The organism is Kitasatospora phosalacinea (genome assembly GCF_000716545.1).
Classification (GTDB): Bacteria; Actinomycetota; Actinomycetes; order Streptomycetales; family Streptomycetaceae; genus Kitasatospora; species Kitasatospora phosalacinea.
This window is the reverse complement of record NZ_JNWZ01000043.1, coordinates 38,030-58,783: the sequence shown is the minus strand read 5'-3', so window position 1 is coordinate 58,783 and position 20,754 is coordinate 38,030. Positions and strand designations below refer to the sequence as shown.

The following is a 20,754-nucleotide window of genomic DNA, read 5'->3' as shown; positions in this document are numbered from 1 at the left end:
GGGCTGGACGCCCAAGCGCCCCGAACTCGACCGGATCGTCGCCGACGCCTGGGAGTTCACCCTCGCCCACCGCGCCTGACCCGCCCGCACCCCGACCCGGCCACCGGCCCCGAAGACCCTGTGTACAGGAACTTCACCAAATCCCCACGCCGCGGCGGCACGCGCCCGTAGGCTGAGTGGGGCACCGGTGGGGGTCGGGCCACGAGCAGGGGGGCAAGGACGATGGGGCGTACACGCGTCCTGGTGGTCGACGGCCACCGGATCTTCGCCGAGGCGCTCGCCGCGGCACTGGCCGCCGAACCCGACGTGGACGTCGGGGCGGCGGGCAGCGCGGTGGCGGCCGAACGCGCGCTGGAGCGGGCGGTCACCGAGCACCGCCCGTACGACGTGGTGCTGGTCGACGTCGACCTGGGCGCCGTGCAGCCGGCCCGCGGCCCGGCCGCGTTACCCGCTCCCCGGCGCTCCCCGCCGGGGCCGCAGCAGCCGCCGCCCGCCGAACCGGGGCCGGCGGGCCGACAGGCGCCGGCGGGGCGGGCCGAGGAGGCCCGGCCGCTGACCGACGGGATCGCCCTGGTCGCCCGGATCCGGCGGGCCCACCCGCAGGTGCGGGCCGTCCTGCTGGCCGCCGGCGACGACCCGCAGCGCGCCGCCCGCGCCCTGCAGGCCGGGGCGCACGGCTGGGTGGCGCGCGAGAGTTCGCTCAGCGCGCTGATGGCGGTGGTGCGCGGCGTCCGGCGGGACGAGACGCACCTGCCGCCCGCCCTGCTCACCGGCGTGATCCGGGAGCTGACCTCGGCCCGCCGGGACCGCTCGGAGAGCGAGCGGCTGGTCGCCGCGCTCACCCCCCGCGAGGAGGAGGTGCTGCGCTGCATGGTCGCCGGCCTCGGACGGCAGGCCGTCGCGGAGCGGCTGTTCCTCTCCCCGCACACCGTCCGCACCCACATGCAGAACGTCCTGGGCAAACTGGGGGTGCACTCCACGCTCGCGGCGGTCGCGGTCGCCCGCCGGGCCGGGATCGCCCCCTCGGAGCCGCCCGGGCCGCCGGCCCCCGTCCCCCCGCCGACCGTCGCCTCCGCCGCAGGCCCCCGCACGGGCTGAACGAGCCCCGCCCTTCCCGTACGTTCCACTCCGTGAGTCAGGTAGACCGGAGGTCAGATGTCGCCGCACCGCACTGCCGCACTCCCGCACGGGGCCCGCACCGTCCTGCCCGTCCAGCGGGCCGGCTCGACCGGCCTGCGCACCCTGGTCGTCGGGGCCGGCTCCGCCGGCACCGCCCTGGTCCGCGACCTGGACCGGACCCCGGACTTCGGCCTCCACCCGGTCGGCGTCCTGGACGACGACCCGGGCAAGGCCGGCCTGCACGTCTCCGGCAGCCCCGTCCTCGGGCCGCTGGCCGACCTCACCGACCTGGCCCTCGCCCACGACGTCCAGGTCGTGGTGCTGGCCATCCCCGGCCTGCCGCACCAGCGGGTGCGCGAACTCGCCACCGCCGCGGCCGCCGCCGGCGCGGCCGTCCGCTACCTGCCGTCCTTCCTGTCCGCGCTGCGCCGCGAGGTGGTCGGCTCCGACATGCGCACCCTGGACGTCAACCGGCTGATCGGCCGGCACGAGGTCCACGTGGCCTCCCCGGACGTGCGCACCGTCATCGAGGGCCGGCGCGTCCTGGTCACCGGCGCCGGAGGCTCGATCGGCAGCGAACTGTGCCGCCAGGTCCAGGCGTTCGGGCCCGCCGCGCTCTACATGCTCGACCACGACGAGTCCAACCTGCACCGGCTCCAGCTCGACATCTGGGGCGAGGCGCTGCTCACCGACGAGTCCCTGGTGATCGCCGACATCCGGGACCGCCCCCGGATCCAGCAGATCTTCCGCGACCTGCGGCCCGACGTGGTCTTCCACGCCGCCGCGCACAAGCACCTGCCGCTGCTGGAGCGCCACCCCAGCGAGGCCGTGAAGTCCAACGTGCTGGGCACCGACCACCTGGTGGAGGCCGCGCTCGACACCGGCGTGGAACGCTTCGTGCTGATCTCCACCGACAAGGCCGCCGACCCGACGTCCGTGCTCGGCGCGAGCAAGCGGCTGGCCGAACTGATCGTCCAGGCCAACGCCCGCGACGCCCGCAACCTCGGCACCGGCGTCTTCGCCGCCGTCCGCTTCGGCAACGTCCTCGGCTCGCGCGGCTCGCTGCTCTCCGTGCTGGAGGAGCAACTGCGCAGCGGCGGCCCGGTGACCGTCACCCACCCCGACGTCACCCGCTTCTTCATGACCATCGAGGAGGCCGTCGGCCTGGTCCTGGAGGCCGGGCGGATGGCCGAGGGCGGCGAGGTGTTCGTCCTCGACATGGGCGAGCCGGTCCGGATCGTCGACCTGGTGCACAACTTCGCCGAACAGGTGCAGCTCGACGCGGACGAGGTGGAGATCCGCTACACCGGCCTGCGGGCCGGGGAGAAGCTCAACGAGGCCCTGTTCTCCGACAACGAGGAACGCCTCCCCACCGCCCACCCGCGCATCTTCGCCACCGTCGCCGACCACGCCACCGTCCCCGAGGACCTGGCCGGCGGCCTCACCGGCCTCTACGGCGCCGCCACCGTCAACTCCGACCCCGAAGTCCGCGAACGCCTGGCCGCCCTCCTCCCGGGCTACCAGACCGCCCGCACCAAGCCCCTGGCCCTGTCGACCCCGTACCCGGACGGCTTCTAGGCGCACGAACGCGAAGGGGGCGGACCCCGGGTCTCGCCGTTCCCCGGGCCCCTGCCGGGGCTTCAGCCCGCGCGGTCGAAGGGAGCGACCAGGTTGCGCAGGAGGGCGGCGAGTTCGGTCTGCTGGGCGGGGGCGAGCTGGGAGAGGATCTCGCGCTCGTGGGCGAGGAGGCCGGCCAGGGCCTGGTCGGCCTTGTCGCGGCCGGCGTCGGTGAGGCGGACCAGGACGCCGCGGCGGTCGTCGGGGTCGGGGAGGCGGACGACCAGGCCCTTGGCGGTGAGGCGGTCGATGCGGTTGGTCATGGTGCCCGAGGTGACCAGGGTCTGGGTGAGGAGCTGGCCGGGGGAGAGCTGGTAGGGGTCTCCGGCGCGGCGCAGGGCGGTGAGGACGTCGAACTCCCAGGGTTCGAGGCCGTGCTCGGCGAAGGCGGTGCGGCGGGCCCGGTCCAGGTGGCGGGCGAGGCGGCTCACCCGACTGAGGACCTCAAGCGGTTCCACGTCGAGGTCGGGGCGCTCTCGGCGCCATGCTGCGACCAGGCGGTCGACCTCGTCCTCCATGTCGATCAGTGTATCGGGGGGTGTGTCGATGTGAAGTCTCTTGACATCAAGAGATAACAAAGGAAGTCTCGCCGGTAACAGGAATATCTTGACGTCGAGATACTTCGGGAGCCGCGCCATGCCCGCCCACTGGGACGCCGACCAGTACCTGCGCTACGCCGACCTGCGGGGACGCCCGTTCGCCGACCTGCTCGCCAGGGTCCCCGAACTGCCGCCCGGCCCCACCGTGCTGGACCTCGGCTGCGGGCCGGGCAACTCCACCGCCGCCCTGCGCCGCCGCTGGCCGGACGCCCGGCTGCTCGGGCTGGACTCCTCGCCCGAACTGCTCGCCGAGGCCCGCGGCGCCGGGGGCGAGCCCACCGCCGAGTACCTGGAGCGGGACGTCACGGCGTACGACCCGGCGCCCGAGCGGCCCGACCTGATCGCCTCCAACGCCGCACTGCACTGGATGGACACCGACACCGCCGACCACCTCGACCTGCTGCCGCGCTGGGCGGCCGCGCTGCGCCCCGGCGGGGTGATCGCCTTCCAGTTGCCCGGCAACTTCGCCGCCCCCAGCCACACCCTGCTCGCCGAACTGCGCCGCGCCCCGCGCTGGCGCGGACGCCTGGCCACCGCCCGCCCGGACGCCTCCTGCCACGAGCCGGAGCGCTACGCCCGTGCGCTGCTGGATGCCGGCTGCGCCGCGGACGTCTGGGAGAGCACGTACACGATGGTGCTGCCCGGCCCCGACCCGGTGCTGGAGTGGGTCAAGGGCTCCACCCTGCGCCCGGTGCTGGACCGGCTGCCCGGGGCGGCGGAGCGGGCGGAGTTCCTGGCCGAGTACGGGGCGCTGCTGCGCGAGGCGTACCCGAGGACGGAGCACGGCACGCTGTTCCCGTTCCGCCGGGTCTTCGCGGTCGCGGTCCGGAAGTGACGGCGGGTCACCTGGCGCCGGGCAGCGCCGGGTGGCGGCCCAGCACCACCACGCCCACCACGACCGCGACCAGCCCGGCGCTCTGCCAGGCCAGCGCCGCCGGGGTGAGGCGCAGCCGGTCGCCGAGGAAGCCCACCGCGCAGGCGATCCCGGCCAGCGGCTGGGCGGCGGTCAGGGCGGGCAGCGACATCCGCAGCGGCGCCGCCTCGAACGCGGACTGCACCAGCAGCAGGCCGATCACGCCCAGCCCGAGCACGGTGTACGGCGGCCAGGAGGCCAGCGCGGCGGCCGCCCCGTCCCGGTCGATCCGGTCGAAGGTGGCGCGGGTGAGCGCGTCCTGGAGGCCGTAGAGCAGCCCGGCGGCCAGCGCCAGCAGGGTCGCCTCCTCGAACAGCGGCAGTTGGCGGGCCACCGTGACCAGCAGCAGGGCCAGGCCGGAGACGATCCCGAACACCAGCCAGTACCGCAGCGGCCCGGCGGCGGGCCCGCCGCCCTCGGGCCGGCCGGCCGCGATGAACGCGGTGACGCCGAGGGCGATCAGGGCGACGCCGATCCAGCCGGAGCGGCCCAGCCGGGTGCCGGTGATCCGGCGGGCCAGCAGCATCGCCCAGACCAGGTTGGTGGCCAGCAGCGGTTCCACCAGGGTGACCTCGCCCTGGCTGAGGGCCAGCGCGGAGAGCGCCTGGCCGCCGATCATGAAGGCGATGCCGAGCAGCCAGTCCGGCATCCGCATCAGGTCCAGCAGCAGCCGCCAGCGCAGCAGGTCGCCACCGGGCGCGCGCTGGGCGGCGTGCTGCTGCAGGACGAATCCGGCGCCCAGGCAGCAGGCCGCGCCGAGGGACAGCAGGAAGACCGCCACGGGTGCTCCTGTCGCGGGGCGGCCCGGGGGGCCCCGGGCCGGTCGTCAGTTCTTGCGGTCGCCGACCAGCTTGGGGTGCCGCTCCAGGCCCTCCAGGCCGTGCCAGGCGAGGTTGACCAGGTGGGCGGCGACCTCCGCCTTGCCGGGCTTGCGCACTTCCAGCCACCACTGGCCGGTCAGTGCCACCATGCCGACCAGCATCTGCGAGTACATCGGCGCCAGCCTGGCGTCGAAGCCCCGGGACTTGAACTCCAGGCCGAGGATGTCCTCGACCTGGGTGGCGATGTCGCCGATCAGCGAGGCGAACGAGCCGGTGGCCTGGGTCACCGGCGAGTCCCGGACCAGGATCTTGAAGCCGTCGGTGGAGGTGTCGATGTAGTCCATCAGCGCGAACGCGGCCTGCTCCAGCAGCTCGCGGGAGTGCCCGCCGGTGAGCGCGCCGGTGACCATGTCGAGCAGCAGCTGCATCTCGCGGTCGACGACCACCGCGTACAGGCCCTCCTTGCCGCCGAAGTGCTCGTACACGACGGGCTTGGAGACCCCGGCGCGCTCGGCGATCTCCTCGACCGAGGTGCCGTCGTAGCCGCGTTCGGCGAAGACCGACCGGCCGATCTCCAGCAGCTGCTCGCGGCGCTGCTTGCCGGTCATCCGCACCCGGCCGCCGCCCTTGCCCCCGGCGCGGCGCGCGGGTTGATGGCCGGTGCTGTCTCCGTTGGTCCCGTTCACCCCTCCATCATGCTGTAGGCGCTGACTCATGCGGCGCGGCGGGCGGCGATCCGCTCCGCGCCGGGCCAGCGGACGTCGTGCGCCCAGCCCGCCCGTTCGAACCAGCGGATGACCCGGGCGGAGGAGTCGACCTGGCCGCGGAGCACGCCGTGCCGGGCCGAGGTGGGGTCGGCGTGGTGCAGGTTGTGCCAGGACTCGCCGCAGGACAGCACGGCCAGCCACCACACGTTGCCGGAGCGGTCGCGGGACTTGAACGGGCGCGAACCCACCGCGTGGCAGATCGAGTTGATCGACCAGGTGACGTGGTGCAGCAGCGCGACCCGGACCAGCGAGCCCCAGAAGAAGGCGGTCAGCGCGCCCTGCCAGCTCCAGGTGGCCAGGCCGCCGACCAGCGGGGGCAGGCCGAGCGAGACCAGCGTCCACAGCCAGAACAGCCGGGAGATGCGCCTTATGGCCGGGTCGCGGACCAGGTCGGGGGCGTACTTCAGCTGCGGGGTCTGCTCCTCGTCGAACATCCAGCCCATGTGCGCCCACCACAGGCCCTTGAGCAGCGCGGGCACGCTCTCGCCGTAGCGCCACGGCGAGTGCGGGTCGCCGTCCTTGTCGGAGTAGCGGTGGTGCTTGCGGTGGTCGGCGACCCAGCGGACCAGCGGGCCCTCGACGGCCAGCGAGCCGAGCACCGCCAGGCCCAGGCGCAGCGGGCGGTTGGCCTTGAACGCGCCGTGGGTGAAGTAGCGGTGGTAGCCGACGGTGATGCCGTGGCAGGTCAGGAAGTACATGCCGACGGCGAGGCCGGCGTCCAGCCAGGACAGCCCCCACCCCCAGGCCGCCGGGACGGCGGCGAGCAGGGCCAGGAACGGCACGGCGATGAACAGGGACAGGGTGAGGCGCTCCAGCGCGCCCTGCTTCTCGCCGCCCCTGGTGGCGGACAGCGCGGTGGCGTCCCGCTCGGCGGCGGTTCGGTCGTTCTCGGCGGCGCGCGGCGGCGCCTGCCCGGCCTGGATGGTCATGGCGCTCCCGGGGGTGAAGGGACCGGCAGATACCTACGTATCCGTAACTTACGGCATCGTAGGTAGCGGGCCCGGGCAAGCGGAAGGGCCCCGGACGGACGTGTCGCACTGTTCGCCCGCCGGGCCCCGGCCCGTCGTCGGGCCGGGGGAGGGGCGTCGTTCGTGTGCCTTCGCGGAAGGTGGTGGAGCAACGGGCCGTCAAGCCGTAGGCTGTGCTGGGCGCGCGACGCGCCCTTTCCGCCGTGGTGTAATGGCAGCACAGGGCCCTTTGGAGGCCTTTGTCTGGGTTCGAATCCTAGCGGCGGAGCCCGTTCCGACCGGTTTCCGGTCGGCCCGACCGTTTCGGTCGGTTTCCGTTGCTTTCCGCTCGGTATTCTCGGTGCGCCCTCAACCCCGCATCGACCGAGGAGTCCTCCCGAGTGAGTGCCAACCAGCCCGCCGCCGTGATCGTGCTCGCCGCCGGGGGCGGTACCCGGATGAAGTCCAAGGCCCTGCCGAAGGTGCTGCACGAGATCTGCGGGCGCTCCCTGGTGGGCCACGCGGTCAGCGCGGCCCAGGAGTTGACGCCGCGGCAGCTGGTGGTGGTGGTCGGCCACCTGCGCGAGCTGGTGCAGGCCCACCTGACCGAGCACTACCCGGCCGCCCGCCAGGTCGTCCAGGACGAGCAGAACGGCACCGGCCACGCCGCGCGCACCGCGCTGGCCGCGCTCGCCGCCGACGGCGTGGAGCTGGACGGCACCGTGCTGGTCACCTCCGGCGACACCCCGCTGCTCACCGGCGCCACCCTGGCCGCGCTGACCGCCGCGCACGCCGAGCAGGGCAACGGCGTCACCGTGCTGACCGCCCGCGTCCCCGACCCGACCGGCTACGGCCGGATCCTGCGCGGCCCGGACGGCGCGGTCGCCGCGATCGTCGAGCACAAGGACGCCAGCGCCGAGCAGTTGGCCGTGGACGAGATCAACTCCGGGGTGTTCGCCTTCGACGCCAAGCTGCTGGCGCTCGCCCTGTCGCTGGTCGGCACCGACAACGCGCAGGGCGAGGAGTACCTGACCGACACCCTGGAGATCCTGCGCCGCGAGGGCCACCGGGTCGGCGCGGTGGTGGCCGCCGACCACCGCGAGATCGTCGGCATCAACGACCGGGTGCAGCTCGCCGAGGCCCGCCGGCTGCTCAATGACCGGCTGCTGGAGAACGCCATGCGGGCCGGCGTCACCGTGGTCGACCCGGCCTCCACCTGGTTCGACGTCCAGGTGACCTACGAGCCGGACGCGCTGGTCCACCCGAACACCCAGCTGCACGGCGCCAGCCACCTCGGCGAGGGCTGCGAGGTCGGCCCGAACACCACGCTGACCGACACCCCGGTCGGCGCGGGCGCCCGTGTGAGCAACACCACGGCCGACCGCGCCGAGATCGGCCCGGACGCCGCCGTCGGCCCGTACGCGTACCTGCGGCCGGGCACGAAGCTGGCCCGGGGGGCGAAGGCCGGCACCTACGTCGAGATCAAGAACTCGGAGCTCGGCGAGGGGGCGAAGGTGCCGCACCTGTCGTACATCGGGGACGCGACGATCGGCGAGGGCACCAACGTCGGTGCGGCGTCCGTCACAGTGAACTACGACGGCGTGAACAAGCACCGGACGGTCATCGGGGCCCACTGCCGCACGGGTTCCGACAACATGTTCATCGCTCCGGTGACGGTCGGAGACGGGGCCTACACGGCCGCCGGATCGGTGATCACCAACGACGTCCCGGCCGGTTCGCTGGGCGTCGCGCGGGCCCAGCAGCGCAACATCGCGGGCTGGGTTGAGCGGAAGCGGCCGGGTTCGGCCTCGGCCCGCGCGGCCGCCGAGGCGGGTGGGACGCAGTAGTCGGACGGGGCGGCCGGGATCTTGAGGAGTGGTCCCCGGCCGTCGACCGCGGCCCGGGGCGCGTAACCTGAAGTACATACGTGCGCCATCGGGCCTGTCCGGCCGCGCCTCGGCGTACTCACCCAGAGTGGCAATACATCGAGGAGACGGTGCAGTGAGCGGGATCACGACCTCCGGTGAGAAGAAGCTCAAACTCTTTTCCGGCCGTGCCCACCCCGAACTTGCCGAGGAGGTCGCCCGCGAACTGGGCACCGAACTCGTCCCGACCAAGGCCCTGGACTTCGCCAACGGCGAGATCTACGTCCGCTTCCTGGAGTCCGCCCGCGGCGCGGACTGCTTCGTGATCCAGAGCCACACGGCTCCGATCAACCAGTGGATCATGGAGCAGCTGATCATGATCGACGCGCTCAAGCGCGCGTCGGCCCGCAGCATCACCGCGATCCTCCCGTTCTACGGCTACGCCCGGCAGGACAAGAAGCACCTCGGCCGCGAGCCCATCTCGGCCCGCCTGGTCGCCGACCTGCTGCGCCAGGCCGGCGCCGACCGGCTGATGGCCGTGGACCTGCACACCGCGCAGATCCAGGGCTTCTTCGACGGCCCGGTGGACCACCTGTTCGCGCTGCCGATGCTCGCCGACTACGTGGGCGACCGCGTCCCGGACCGCTCCAAGCTGACCGTCGTCTCCCCGGACGCCGGCCGGGTGAAGGTCGCCGACCAGTGGTGCGACCGGCTCGGCGCCCCGCTGGCGATCATCCACAAGCGCCGCGACATGTCGCAGGCCAACACCATCGTGTCCGCCGAGGTGGTCGGTGACGTCAGGGACCGGGTCTGCGTCCTGGTCGACGACATGATCGACACCGCCGGCACCATCTGCGCCGCCGCCGACGCGCTCTTCGACGCCGGCGCCTCCGACGTCCTGGTCGCCGCCACCCACGGCGTGCTCTCCGGCCCCGCCGCGGACCGGCTGAAGAACTCCCGGGTCAGCGAGTTCGTGTTCACCAACACCCTGCCGACCCCGGCCCAGCTCCAGCTGGACAAGATCACCACGCTGTCGATCGCCCCGTCGATCGCCGCCGCGGTGCGCGAGGTGTTCGAGGACGGATCGGTCACCAGCCTCTTCGAGGGCGTGCACTGACCCCCCGTCAGCCGACGGATCGGCCCCCGGCTCCGCACGGAGCCGGGGGCCGATTTCACGTCCGCGCCACCGCCCGGTTAGTCTAGGGAGACTGCTCGGCGAGGGATGCCCGTTAGGTGCTCCGTGATCGACGCGCGAGAACGATGCGCCTTGATCGAACCGCCGAGCGTTCCCCCAACGTACTTGAGGGTGTGGCCCGGCGGTTCTGTCGTTCCTGCACCCCTTCGCTTCACGAGGAGTGCAGCCGTGTCCGAGATCCGCCTTGCCGCCGAAGCCCGCACCGAGTTCGGCAAGGGTGCCGCCCGCCGCGCCCGCCGCGCCGGCTTCGTCCCCGGTGTCGTGTACGGCCACGGCCACACCCCGGTGCACCTGAACCTGCCCGGCCACGACCTGATGATGGCCCTCAAGACCCCCAACGCCCTGCTGGTCGTCCCGATCGACGGCAAGGACGAGTACGTGCTGCCGAAGGCCGTGCAGCGCGAGGCCATCAAGCGCTCCATCGAGCACGTCGACCTGCTGCTGGTCAAGCGCGGCGAGAAGGTCACCGTCGAGATCCCGGTCCACACCGAGGGCGAGCTGGCCCCCGGCGGCAACCTGATCGAGAACGTGCTGAACGCCCTCCCGATCGAGGCCGAGGCCACCCACCTGCCCGAGTCGGTCACCGTCTCGATCGAGGGCCTGGAGGCCGGCGCCTCCATCACCGCCGGCGACATCACCCTGCCCTCCGGCGTGACCCTGGCCGTCGAGGCCGACGCCGTCGTGCTGCAGGTCATCGGCGCCCAGGCTCCGGAGGCCAGTGAGACCGAGGAGGCGGCGGACGAGGCCGCCGCCGGCGAGGCCGTCGAGGCCTGACCACCGCCTTCCCGCCGCTGCCCCGGCCCCCGTCCCGCCCCGTGCGCGGACGGAGCCGGGGCAGCGGCGTGTCCGGGATGATGTGACGGTACGGAGAACACCCGCGTGAGGAGCGGCATGAGCGAGTACGACGGCCCCTGGCTGGTGGTGGGCCTCGGCAACCCGGGCAAGGAGTACGCCCGCAACCGGCACAACATCGGCTTCATGGTGGTCGAGCTGCTGGCCCAGCGGATCGGCGCCAGGTTCAAGGCGCACAAGAGCCGCGCCCAGGTCGCCGAGGGGCGGCTGGTCGGCAGGCGGGTCGTGCTCGCCGAGCCGATGAGCTTCATGAACCTCTCGGGCGGGCCGGTCACCGCGCTGCGCGACTTCTACAAGGTGCCGACCTCGGCGGTCGTCGCCGTCCACGACGAGCTCGACCTCGACTACGCGGCGCTGCGGCTCAAGACCGGCGGCGGCGACAACGGCCACAACGGCCTCAAGTCGATCACCAAGTCGCTCGGCCCCGACTACCACCGGGTGCGCTGCGGCATCGGCCGCCCGCCCGGCCGGATGGAGGTCGCCGACTTCGTGCTCAAGGACTTCTCCGCCACCGAGCGCAAGGACCTCGACTGGTTTGTCGACCGGGCCGCCGACGCCGTCGAGGCGCTGCTCTCCGAGGGCCTGGAGCGGGCCCAGCAGAACTACAACTCCTGACCGCGGCGGGCCGGGCGGCGCGCACCGGAGGCCGCTGCCTTCCGTACACAACGTTCATGCAACGCTTGCCCGGAGGAAGCTGACCTGGGGTCAGAAACGGCGCGGGATCCGATACCGTCGAGGCCGGTACAACAAGGATTGAAGTGCCGTCTATGGGGGTATGGGCCGTGATCCGGTCGAAGCGCGTGGGCAAGGTCGTCGGAGGCACCGTCCTGTGCCTGGCCGCCGGGGGGTGGGGGGCCCAGGCCGCCGCGGCCGTCGAGCCCAGCACCGTTCCCGAGCCCGCCGCCGCCCGGCTCGCGCCGCCCACCGGCTCCGTCGGCGCGGCCGGCGCGTACGCCGTCGGCGGCGGCCTGGTGGTGGTGGCCGGCGGCGCGGCCGCCTGGCTGCGCAAGCGCAAGAAGGCCTGAACGGCGGCGGCCCGCCCCCTCGGTGACGAGGGGGCGGGCCGCCGCGGTCTCCGGCCGGGGCCGGATCAGCCGGTGTTGCGCAGGCCGGCCGCGATGCCGTTCACGGTGAGCAGCAGCGCGCGGGCCCGCAGCGGGTCCTCCGGGCGGCCGGCCGCGACCTCCTCGCGCTGCCGGCGCAGCAGCGCGACCTGCAGGTAGGAGATCGGGTCGAGGTAGGCGTCGCGCACGGTGAAGGTCTGCTTGAGGACCTCGTTGTGCTCCAGCAGCTCCGACTCGCCGGTCAGCCGCAGCACCTCGCGCAGGGTGAGGTCGTGCTCGGCGACGATCTGGTCGAAGATGTGGTGCAGCTCGGCCGGGACCAGCTGCTCGACGTAGTGGCGGGCGATCCGCAGGTCCGTCTTGGCCAGCGTCATGGCGACGTTGGACAGGAAGTTGCGGAAGAAGTGCCAGTTCCCGTGCATCTCGTCGAGCACGTCCGTCAGGCCGGCCGCGCGGGCCGCCGCCAGGCCGGAGCCCACGCCGTACCAGCCGGGCACGATCTGCCGGGACTGCGTCCAGCCGAACACCCACGGGATGGCCCGCAGGCCGTCCAGGCCCGCGCCGCTGTCGGGGCGGCGGGACGGGCGGGAGCCCAGGTGCAGCGAGGCCAGCTGGTCGACCGGCGTCGCGGCGAAGAAGTACTTCGGCAGGTCCTCCTGCTCGACCAGCGCCCGGTACGCGGTGTGCGCGGCCTCGGAGACCCGGTCCATCGCGGCGTCCCAGCGGGCCAGCTCCTCCGGGGCCTGGCGGGGCGCGGTGTGCAGCGCGGACGCGGCCAGCGTGGCGGAGAGGGTCAGCTCCAGGTTCTCCCGGGCCAGCGACGGCAGCAGGTACTTGTCGGAGATCACCTCGCCCTGCTCGGTGACCTTGATCTCGCCCTCCAGGGTGCCCCACGGCTGGGCCAGGATCGCCTCGTGCGAGGGGCCGCCGCCGCGGCCGACGGTGCCGCCGCGGCCGTGGAAGAGCCGCAGCCGGATGCCGTAGCGGTGCGCGACGTCGCGCAGCCGGCGCTGGGCGCGGTGGATCTCCCACTGCGAGGTGGTGATGCCGCCGAACTTCGAGGAGTCCGAGTAGCCGAGCATGACCTCCTGGATGTCGCCGCGCAGCGACACCAGCAGCCGGTACGACGGGTCGGAGAGCATCTCGTCCAGGATCCGGTCGGCCTCCTGGAGCTCGTCGGTGGTCTCCAGCAGCGGCACGATGCCGATCTTGGCGATGCCCGCGTGCAGGTCGATCAGGCCGGCCTCGCGGGCCAGCACCACGGCCGCGAACACGTCGTCCGCGCCCTGGCACATCGAGATGATGTACGACTCGACGATCTCGTCGCCGAAGCGCTCGAAGCCCTCGCGGATGGTGGTGAACACGCCCAGCGTCTTGGCGCCCGCGGCGTCCAGCGGGGCCGGGGTCGGGGCCAGCGGGCGGCGCGAGCGCATCTCCTTGGACAGCAGCCGCTGGCGGTACTCGCGCGGCATGTCGGTGTAGCGCCAGGCCTCCTCGCCGAGCCGGTCGAAGAGCTGGCCCAGCGCGTGGTGGTGCGCCTCGGCGTGCTCGCGCACGTCCATGGTGGCCAGCTGCAGGCCGAACGCCTCGATGGTGCGGATCGCCCGGGCCAGGCGGCCGTCGGCGATCAGGCCGCCGCGGTGGGCCCGCAGCGAGTCCTGGATCAGGCGCAGGTCGGCGATCAGGTCCCGGGTGCCGACGTAGTCGCGGCCCGGGACGGACGGGGTGCCGGCGGCCAGCCGGTCGCGGGTGTTCTCCAGCTTGATCCGGATGCAGGTGGCCTTCAGCCGGTACGGCTCCTCGGCGTTCATCCGCTTGTAGCGCGGGCTCAGCTCCGGCAGGTGCGCCAGGTCGTCGTCCAGCGAGGCCAGCAGCTCCTCCGAGGCCCCGGCCAGGCGCACCGAGGTGGAGAGCGAGGCGCGCAGGTCGTCGACCGCCGCCAGGGCGTCCTTGATGCCGTACTCGTGCTGGAGGTTGAGGACGTCCCAGGTGACCCGCGGGGTGACGTTCGGGTTGCCGTCGCGGTCGCCGCCGATCCAGGTGCCGAAGGTCAGCGGGCGCACGCCCTCGGGCAGCGTCAGGCCGACCCGGGCCAGCTCCTCGTGCAGCTCCTCCAGCACCTCCGGGACGGCGTCGCGGTACAGCTCGTCCAGGTAGTAGACGGCGTTGCGGGCCTCGTCGGTGGGCTCGGGGCGGGCGATGCGCAGCTCGTCGGTCTGCCACAGCAGGTCGATCACCTCGGCGAGGCGGCGGTCGGCCTGGCGGCGGGCCGAGGTCTGCCGGGCGCTGTCGACCCGGCCGGTGGCGGCCTGCTCGCGGTGGATGCGCTCCAGCAGCTCGCCGACCCGGCGCAGCTTGTTCAGCACCGAGCGGCGGGCCGCCTCGGTGGGGTGCGCGGTGAACACCGGGCGCACCGCGAGGTTGGCCAGGGTGTCCGCCAGGTGCTTCGGGTCCGCGTCCTTCAGCTGGTCCACGGTCTGCGACAGCAGCGAGCCCTCGCGGGCCCGGCGGGAGGCGAACTCCCGGCCGCGGTGCACCTGCTCGGTGACGTTCGCCAGGTGGAAGTAGGTGGAGAAGGCGCGCACCAGCTTCGCGGCGGTGTCCAGGTCGATCTCCGCCAGCAGCTGCGCCGTCGCCTCGCCGTCGGTGCGGCTCAGCAGGCGCACCTGCTCGACCAGGCCCAGCAGTTCGGGGCCCTCCTGGCGGACCAGGGTCTCCCCGAGCAGATCGCCGAGGCGGCGGATGTCCGCACGCAGCGCGGCATTGTCGTCCGCGTCGGCGATCACGGAGGGGTTGTCCGCCGGAGTGGGGACCGGAGCGGTCACGGCTGTCTCCCTGTGGTGGTGGGGTTCGGCAACGGCTCTGACATCACCGCGGTGCGGGTGACGGGTGCGGACCGCGCTGTCCGACGGGCAACAGCATAGGTGGCACGGGGTGCCAGCACGGAGAGGTGGCCGGATGGCGGACAGGTCGCGGGGGGCGACTGCGTATCGTGTCGGTCATGAGTGAGAAGCCGGCGGGGGACGGCCTGTGGTGGTGGGCGCGTAGGCGCAGCGCGGTGCTGGACGTGGGACTGGCGGTGGTCTCCGGGCTGGAGTGCGCCTTCGGGGCGTACGGGCTGCTCCGGGACCGGCTGGGCTGGGGACTGCCGGTCACGGTGGTGTGCGTGGTGCTGGGGGCGCTGGCCGGGGCGTCGCTGCTGGTGCGGCGCCGGTGGCCGGTGGTGCCGGTGGTGGTGGCGCTGGTGTTCGTGCCCGGCTTCTTCGGCGTGGTGCTGCTGGTGGTGTCGCTGTACACGCTCGCGGCGACCTGGGAGTGGCCGCTGCGGCGGGCCCGGATGGTGGTGCTGTCGGCGGTCGCGACGGTGGAGACCTTCGGCATGGTGCTGCTCGCGATGACGGAGCCGCCCGAGGCGCCGACGGCCGAACCGCTGCCGCCGAACTGGGTGCTGGCGGTGATCGCGGCGTTCGTCGCGGTCGGCATGGCGGTCGCCCCGATGGTGACCGGCCTGTACGTGGGGGCCCGGCGGCGCCTGGTGGAGTCGCTGGAGGACCGGGCGCAGGGCCTGGAGACCGAGCTGACCCTGCTGGCCGAGCAGGCCAGGGAGCGGGCCTGGCGGGCCCGGGCGGAGGAGCGGACCAGGATCGCCCGCGAGATGCACGACGTGGTCGCGCACCGGGTCAGCCTGATGGTGGTGCACGCCGCCGCGGTGGAGCGGATCGTCCCCAAGGACCCGGCGAAGGCCCAGCAGTCGGCGAAGCTGATCGGCGAGACCGGCCGGCAGGCGCTGGACGAGCTGCGGGAGATCCTCGGGGTGCTGCGGATGACCGAGCCGCAGGAGCAGGTGGAGGCCCCGGTGGGCGGCCTGGCCGAGCTGCCGGAGCTGGTCGAGCAGTCCCGGGTGGCGGGCATGGCGGTGGCGCTGACCGTCACCGGCGAGCGCCGGGAGTACGTCGCGGAGGCCGAGCAGACCGCGTACCGGGTGGTCCAGGAGGGCCTGACCAACGCGCACAAGTACGCGGGCGGGGCCCGGGTGTCGGTGCTGCTGGCGTACGTGCCCAACGGGGTGCGGGTGTCGGTGGTCAACGAGTGCCCGGGCGGGGCGGCGCAGGTGGCGCTGCCGAGCGGCGGCAACGGGCTGGTCGGGATGCGCGAGCGGGTGGTGGCGCTCGGCGGCGCCTTCCACGCCGGGCCGGACGACGGCGGCGGGTTCCGGGTCGAGGCGGTGCTGCCGTCCCGGCTGCGGCGCCCGGTGGTGCCCGGCGGCTGACCGGTCAGTCCGCCGCGGTGCGCAGCCGGTGCGGGGCGAGGCCCAGCACCAGGGTGCCGATCGCCCGGTCGACGCTGGGGCCGAGGTACCACTCGCCGGTGTGGTCGAGGCTGTAGACCCGGCCCCGCTCGTCGATCGCCAGCAGGGCCTGCCCGTACAGCTCCTCGCCCAGCGGGGCGAGCCGGGTGTCCAGGGCGCGGCCGAGGTCGGCCAGGGTGCGCGGGGCGTGCAGGCCGCAGCGCGGGTCGAGCAGGAACGGGGTGCGGGCCAGCGTGTCGCCCGCCCCGGGGACGTCGAAGGCCAGGCCGCCGAACTCGGCCCAGGCCTCGATCGCGGCCGGGAACACCGAGTGCTGCGGCTCCAGCGGGCCGCCGTACGCGACCAGGGCGTCGGCCCACTGCTCGGCCTGCCGGATCTCCCAGCGGCCGGGGTGCCAGCCGGCCTGCTTGAGCGCGGCGGCCACGTCGGCCGGGAAGCGGGGCTGGGTGCGGACGGTGCTGGCGTTCAGGGCGTGCTCCGGTGGTTCGGGGGACGGGGGCCTTCGGGCGCCGCGCGGCGCTCAGCGGCCGGGCGGGCCGACCGCGACGCTGGCCACGTTCAGGTGGTCCAGCAGCGGGGCGCAGGAGCGGCACGGCGGTGCGTGCGTGCCGTGCGCCGGGTCGCCCTCCTCGCGGATCCGCAGCGTGGTCATCCGGGCGCCCTTGAGCGCCTTGCGCGCCTCCTGGACCGTCATCGGCTTGCGCGCGGCCCGCTTCGAACGGGACGCGTCGACCTGGCCCAGGTACTGGGACAGCAGCGCCGCCTCCGGGCAGCGGCCCATGAAGCGCTCGCGCTTCTCCACCGGCAGCGCCGCCAGGAACTCGCCGACCAGCGGGTGCAGCATCGGCGCCGGCTCCGACTTCTCGCCGGCCAGGGTGTGCACCTCGCCGCCGCGCAGCGACAGCGCGGCCGCGACCGCGGGCAGCAGGCTGTCGCGCTGGTGCCGCAGCACGGGCGGGCCGGACTGGTCCATTGACTGCTCCTCGGCGTTGTGCGGCGCACCGGCAGTTCTCCGCTGCCGGGGGTCTGCTGACGGACGGTGTGGATCACGCACGGTAGCGGGACCCACGGACAGTGAATCCTCGCCCAGAGCGTCCAGCCTGCCAAACCGATTCGGGGCGCGCCGCGCCGGGGTGCGGACACGGGGCGCACGGAGGTGTACGGAGGGCCGAACCGCCGCCGCGCACGCCCCCGGTGGCCGTCACGGGTTTTGCCGATTGTGCCCCGACCGGCCCGGCCGGGCCGGTACCGTTCGAGCGACGCGGCGGCAAGGGGGGTCTTGCGATGGGGTCGAACGTCGTGGCGCACGAGGCGCCAGGGGAACACGTGCCCACACCGGGCAGCACCGAGCAACAACCCGACCGGCGGATCGGCCTGGCCGTGATCGGCGCCGGCTACTGGGGGCCGAACCTGGTCCGCAACGCCCAGCAGACCGCCGCGCTGCGGCTGCACTGGCTGTGCGACCTGGACGAACAGCGCTCCCGGAAGGTCCTCGGCGAGTACTCCACGGTCGCCTCCACCACCTCGTACGAGCGGGTGCTCGCCGACGAGCGGGTCCAGGCGGTGGCCATCGCCACCCCCGCCGGCGCGCACCACCGGCTCGCCCGGGCCGCGTTGGAGGCGGGCAAGCACGTCCTGGTCGAGAAGCCGATCACCACCACCGTCGAGGAGGCCGCCGACCTGGTCGCCCTCGCCGAGGAGCGCGGCCTGGTCCTGATGTGCGACCACACCTTCTGCTACACGCCGGTGGTGCGCCGGATCCGCGAACTCGTGCACGGCGGCGAGATCGGCGACGTCCAGTTCTTCGACTCGGTGCGGATCAACCTCGGACTCGTCCAGCCCGACGTCGACGTGCTGTGGGACCTCGCCCCGCACGACCTGTCCATCCTCGACTTCGTGCTGCCGCCGGGCGTCGAACCCGTCGGCGTCAGCGCCCAGGCCGCCGACCCGATCGGCGCCGGCCGGGCCTGCGTCGCCTACCTGACGCTGCGCCTGTCCAACGGCGCGCTCGCCCACTGCCACGTCAACTGGCTCTCCCCGACCAAGGTCCGCACCACCCTGATCGGCGGCTCCCGCCGCACCCTGGTCTGGGACGACCTCAACCCGCAGGCCCGGCTCGCCGTCCACGACCGCGGCGTCGACCTCACCCCGCCCGACGAACTCACCGACGCCATCCGGCACCGCGCCCTGATCTCCTACCGGGTCGGCGACGTGGTGGCCCCCGCCCTGGTCGAACAGGAGGCGCTGCGCAACGTGATGGGCGAGTTCGCCGCCGCCATCACCGAGGGCCGCGCCCCGCTCACCGACGGCCGCGCCGGACTGCGCGTGCTGCGCCTGCTGCACGCGGCCTCCCGCAGCCTCGAACTCGGCGGCGCGACCGTCCCGGTGGACGGCACCGCCGGCACCGCGGCCGACACCGCCGCCCTGATCACCCGCCAGCCCGCCACCCAGCAGAAGGCCGTCGCCCGATGAACGCCGCCGTCACCCTCGAAGGCTCCCGCTGCCTGGTCACCGGCGGCGCCGGAACCATCGGCTCCACCGTCGTCGACCAGCTGATCGAGGCCGGTGCCCGCGAGGTCGTCGTCCTCGACAACTTCGTCCGCGGCCGCGCCGCCAACCTGGCCCGCGCCCGGGAACTCGCCGCCCCCGGACAGCTGAAGGTCGTCGACGGCGACATCCGCGACCGCGCCCTGCTGCGCGAACTGCTCGCCCCCGGCACCGACGCGCTGTTCCACCTCGCCGCGATCCGGATCACCCAGTGCGCCGCCGAACCCCGGCTCGCCCTGGAGGTCATGGTGGACGGCGCCTTCGACGTGGTCGAGGCCGCGGCGGAGACCGGCGTGGGCAAGGTCGTCGCCTCCTCCACCGCCTCGGTGTACGGCCTGGCCGACACCTTCCCGACGCCCGAGACCCAGCACCCCTACAACAACGACACCCTGTACGGCGCCGCCAAGGTCTTCAACGAGGGCCTGCTGCGCAGCTTCCACGCCATGTACGGCCTCGACTACGTCGCGCTGCGGTACTTCAACGTGTACGGCCCCCGGATGGACGTGCACGGCCGCTACACCGAGGTGTTCATCCGCTGGATGGAGCGGATCACCGCCGGACAGCCCCCGCTGATCTTCGGCGACGGCACCCAGACCATGGACTTCGTCCACACCGAGGACATCGCCCGGGCCAACCTGCTGGCCGCCGCCGCCCCCGTCACCGACCGGGTCTACAACATCGCCTCCGGCTCCGAGGTCTCGCTGCGCGGCCTCGCCGACGCGCTGCTCACCGCCATGGACTCCGGCCTCGACGTCGAGCACGGCCCCGCCCGGGACACCGCCGGCGGCGTGGTCCGGCGCCTGGCCGACGTCTCCGCGGCCGAGCGCGACCTCGGCTGGAAGCCCGAACTCGGGCTCACCGACGGGCTGCGCCGGCTCGTCGCCTGGTGGCGCGAGCAGGCGTAACCCCGCGCGGCCCCCGGGCCGCCAGTCCCGCGCGACGCGAAGGAGCACCACCACCGTGTCCACCATCCCCGTCATGATCCCGTGGCTCGGCGACGAGGAGGCCGAGGCCGCCGCCGAGGCGGTCCGCTCCGGCTGGGTCGCGCAGGGCCCCCGGGTGGCCGCGTTCGAGCGGGCGTTCGCCGAGCACCTCGGCGTGCCGCACGCCGTCGCCGTCTCCTCCTGCACCACCGCCCTGCACCTGGCGATGATCGGCGCCGGCGTCGGCCCCGGCGACGAGGTCGTCGTCCCCTCGCTCTCCTTCATCGCCACCGCCAACGCCGTCACCTACGTCGGCGCCGTCCCGGTCTTCGCGGACGTCGACCCGGCCACCGGCAACCTCACGCCCGAGACCGTCGCCCCGCTGCTCACCGACCGCACCCGGGCCGTCGTCGCGGTCGACCAGGGCGGCGTCCCCGTCGACCTGGACGCGATCCGGGCGCTGGCCGCACCGCGCGGCGTCACCGTGGTCGAGGACGCCGCCTGCGCGGCCGGCTCCACCCTGCGCGGCCGCCCGGCCGGCGCGGACGCCGAGATCGCCGCTTACTCCTTCCACCCGCGCAAGCTGCTCACCACCGGCGAGGGTGGCATGGTCACCTGCCGGGACGCCGGTCTCGCCGCCCGGCTGCGGCGGCTGCGCGAGCACGGGATGAGCGTCTCGGCCGCCGACCGGCACGCCGGCGCGGGCGGCGCGGGCGTGGTGGAGACCTACGACGAGATCGGCTTCAACCACCGGATGACCGACGTCCAGGCGGCCATCGGCCTGGTCCAGCTCGGCAAGCTGCCCGCGATGGTCGCCCGGCGGCGCGAACTCGCCGACCGCTACCGGGAGTCGCTGGGGGAGGAGCTGGCCGCCCGGCTGGTCCGCGACCCGGCGCACGGCACCTCCAACTTCCAGTCGCTGTGGCTGCGGCTGCCCGAGGACGCCCCCGACCGCGGCGAGGTCCTGGCCCGGCTGGCCGCCGACGGCGTCTCGGCCCGGCGCGGCATCATGGCCGCCCACCTGGAGGCCCCGTACAAGGGCACCGCGCGGGTCCCGCTCCCGGCCACGGAGGAGATCACCGCGCGGACGCTGATCCTGCCGCTGTACCACTCGCTCACCCACGAACAGCAGGACCGCGTCGTCTCGGCGCTCAAAACCGCGCTGGGACGGTAGACCTCCCCCCTGCACCCCGGCTCCGCCAACGAGAGGCCCACC

General features: G+C 73.9%; 19 protein-coding genes and 1 tRNA gene. 13 read left to right on the top strand and 7 right to left on the bottom strand.

Annotated features, from left to right (window positions below):
• The first annotated feature begins 222 nt into the window (after positions 1-222).
• Positions 223-1,098, top strand: a complete 876-nt coding sequence (locus OO48_RS21620) for a LuxR C-terminal-related transcriptional regulator (RefSeq protein WP_051732422.1) — start codon at positions 223-225, stop codon at positions 1,096-1,098.
• A gap of 57 nt (positions 1,099-1,155) precedes the next feature.
• On the top strand, positions 1,156-2,697 hold the full coding sequence (locus tag OO48_RS21615) for a polysaccharide biosynthesis protein (protein WP_033218788.1): 1,542 nt from the start codon (positions 1,156-1,158) through the stop codon (positions 2,695-2,697).
• Between the two features lie 62 nt (positions 2,698-2,759).
• On the opposite strand, the gene OO48_RS21610 is transcribed toward OO48_RS21615, so the two are convergent.
• Positions 2,760-3,254 (bottom strand): MarR family winged helix-turn-helix transcriptional regulator, encoded by a 495-nt coding sequence (locus OO48_RS21610; protein WP_033218786.1) that lies wholly within the window; start codon positions 3,252-3,254, stop codon positions 2,760-2,762.
• A 118-nt stretch (positions 3,255-3,372) separates the two neighbouring features.
• Here OO48_RS21610 and OO48_RS21605 point away from each other — a divergent pair, with 118 nt between their 5' ends.
• Positions 3,373-4,170 carry a methyltransferase domain-containing protein gene (locus OO48_RS21605; RefSeq protein ID WP_033218784.1) on the top strand — a complete coding sequence of 266 codons (798 nt, stop codon included), beginning with the start codon at positions 3,373-3,375 and terminating at the stop codon, positions 4,168-4,170.
• A gap of 7 nt (positions 4,171-4,177) precedes the next feature.
• Here the strand turns inward: OO48_RS21605 and OO48_RS21600 are convergent, their stop codons facing one another.
• The 3 genes from OO48_RS21600 to OO48_RS21590 are packed head-to-tail and all read right to left on the bottom strand — an operon-like array spanning position 4,178 to position 6,765.
• A complete protein-coding gene (locus OO48_RS21600) occupies positions 4,178-5,029 on the bottom strand; it encodes a DMT family transporter (RefSeq protein WP_033218782.1) in 852 nt (283 codons plus the stop codon).
• Between the two features lie 45 nt (positions 5,030-5,074).
• Positions 5,075-5,785, bottom strand: coding sequence for a TetR/AcrR family transcriptional regulator (locus OO48_RS21595; RefSeq protein ID WP_051732420.1), 711 nt, complete (start codon positions 5,783-5,785; stop codon positions 5,075-5,077).
• Positions 5,782-6,765, bottom strand: a complete 984-nt coding sequence (locus OO48_RS21590; protein ID WP_245194743.1) for an acyl-CoA desaturase — start codon at positions 6,763-6,765, stop codon at positions 5,782-5,784. The genes OO48_RS21595 and OO48_RS21590 overlap by 4 nt, the downstream gene beginning before the upstream one ends.
• A gap of 236 nt (positions 6,766-7,001) precedes the next feature.
• On the opposite strand from OO48_RS21590, the gene OO48_RS21585 reads away from it, so the two are divergent.
• The 6 genes from OO48_RS21585 to OO48_RS21560 all read left to right on the top strand — a co-directional run bounded on the left by OO48_RS21585 (position 7,002) and on the right by OO48_RS21560 (position 11,720).
• Positions 7,002-7,072, top strand: a tRNA-Gln gene (locus OO48_RS21585).
• Positions 7,073-7,184: 112 nt separating this feature from the next.
• Complete coding sequence (glmU, locus tag OO48_RS21580; RefSeq protein ID WP_033218778.1) at positions 7,185-8,630, top strand: bifunctional UDP-N-acetylglucosamine diphosphorylase/glucosamine-1-phosphate N-acetyltransferase GlmU; 1,446 nt, start codon at positions 7,185-7,187, stop codon at positions 8,628-8,630.
• A gap of 154 nt (positions 8,631-8,784) precedes the next feature.
• A complete protein-coding gene (locus OO48_RS21575; protein WP_033218776.1) occupies positions 8,785-9,765 on the top strand; it encodes a ribose-phosphate diphosphokinase in 981 nt (326 codons plus the stop codon).
• Between the two features lie 246 nt (positions 9,766-10,011).
• Positions 10,012-10,617 (top strand): 50S ribosomal protein L25/general stress protein Ctc, encoded by a 606-nt coding sequence (locus OO48_RS21570; protein WP_033218775.1) that lies wholly within the window; start codon positions 10,012-10,014, stop codon positions 10,615-10,617.
• A 117-nt stretch (positions 10,618-10,734) separates the two neighbouring features.
• Positions 10,735-11,310 (top strand): aminoacyl-tRNA hydrolase, encoded by a 576-nt coding sequence (gene pth, locus OO48_RS21565; RefSeq protein WP_033218773.1) that lies wholly within the window; start codon positions 10,735-10,737, stop codon positions 11,308-11,310.
• A gap of 185 nt (positions 11,311-11,495) precedes the next feature.
• Positions 11,496-11,720: a hypothetical protein gene (locus OO48_RS21560; RefSeq protein WP_157845503.1), complete on the top strand. Its 225-nt coding sequence runs from the start codon at positions 11,496-11,498 to the stop codon at positions 11,718-11,720.
• Between the two features lie 65 nt (positions 11,721-11,785).
• Here OO48_RS21560 and ppc read toward each other — a convergent pair whose 3' ends face one another.
• Complete coding sequence (ppc, locus tag OO48_RS21555; RefSeq protein WP_425338568.1) at positions 11,786-14,545, bottom strand: phosphoenolpyruvate carboxylase; 2,760 nt, start codon at positions 14,543-14,545, stop codon at positions 11,786-11,788.
• A 215-nt stretch (positions 14,546-14,760) separates the two neighbouring features.
• Here ppc and OO48_RS21550 point away from each other — a divergent pair, with 215 nt between their 5' ends.
• On the top strand, positions 14,761-16,029 hold the full coding sequence (locus OO48_RS21550; RefSeq protein WP_051732427.1) for a sensor histidine kinase: 1,269 nt from the start codon (positions 14,761-14,763) through the stop codon (positions 16,027-16,029).
• A 4-nt stretch (positions 16,030-16,033) separates the two neighbouring features.
• Here the strand turns inward: OO48_RS21550 and OO48_RS21545 are convergent, their stop codons facing one another.
• Together OO48_RS21545 and OO48_RS21540 are read right to left on the bottom strand one after the other, a co-directional pair.
• Positions 16,034-16,492 (bottom strand): SUKH-3 domain-containing protein, encoded by a 459-nt coding sequence (locus OO48_RS21545; protein ID WP_245194742.1) that lies wholly within the window; start codon positions 16,490-16,492, stop codon positions 16,034-16,036.
• Between the two features lie 96 nt (positions 16,493-16,588).
• A complete protein-coding gene (locus tag OO48_RS21540; protein ID WP_081952279.1) occupies positions 16,589-17,041 on the bottom strand; it encodes a YwqJ-related putative deaminase in 453 nt (150 codons plus the stop codon).
• 353 nt (positions 17,042-17,394) lie between these two features.
• Here OO48_RS21540 and OO48_RS21535 point away from each other — a divergent pair, with 353 nt between their 5' ends.
• From OO48_RS21535 to OO48_RS21525, 3 genes are read left to right on the top strand one after another with little or no spacing between them, the layout of a single operon-like run.
• Positions 17,395-18,540: a Gfo/Idh/MocA family protein gene (locus OO48_RS21535; RefSeq protein WP_033218766.1), complete on the top strand. Its 1,146-nt coding sequence runs from the start codon at positions 17,395-17,397 to the stop codon at positions 18,538-18,540.
• Positions 18,537-19,520, top strand: coding sequence for an NAD-dependent epimerase/dehydratase family protein (locus OO48_RS21530; protein WP_033218764.1), 984 nt, complete (start codon positions 18,537-18,539; stop codon positions 19,518-19,520). Before OO48_RS21535 ends, OO48_RS21530 begins: the two co-directional genes overlap by 4 nt.
• 55 nt (positions 19,521-19,575) lie before the next feature.
• Positions 19,576-20,712, top strand: coding sequence for a DegT/DnrJ/EryC1/StrS family aminotransferase (locus tag OO48_RS21525; RefSeq protein WP_245194741.1), 1,137 nt, complete (start codon positions 19,576-19,578; stop codon positions 20,710-20,712).
• Positions 20,713-20,754: the final 42 nt, after the last annotated feature.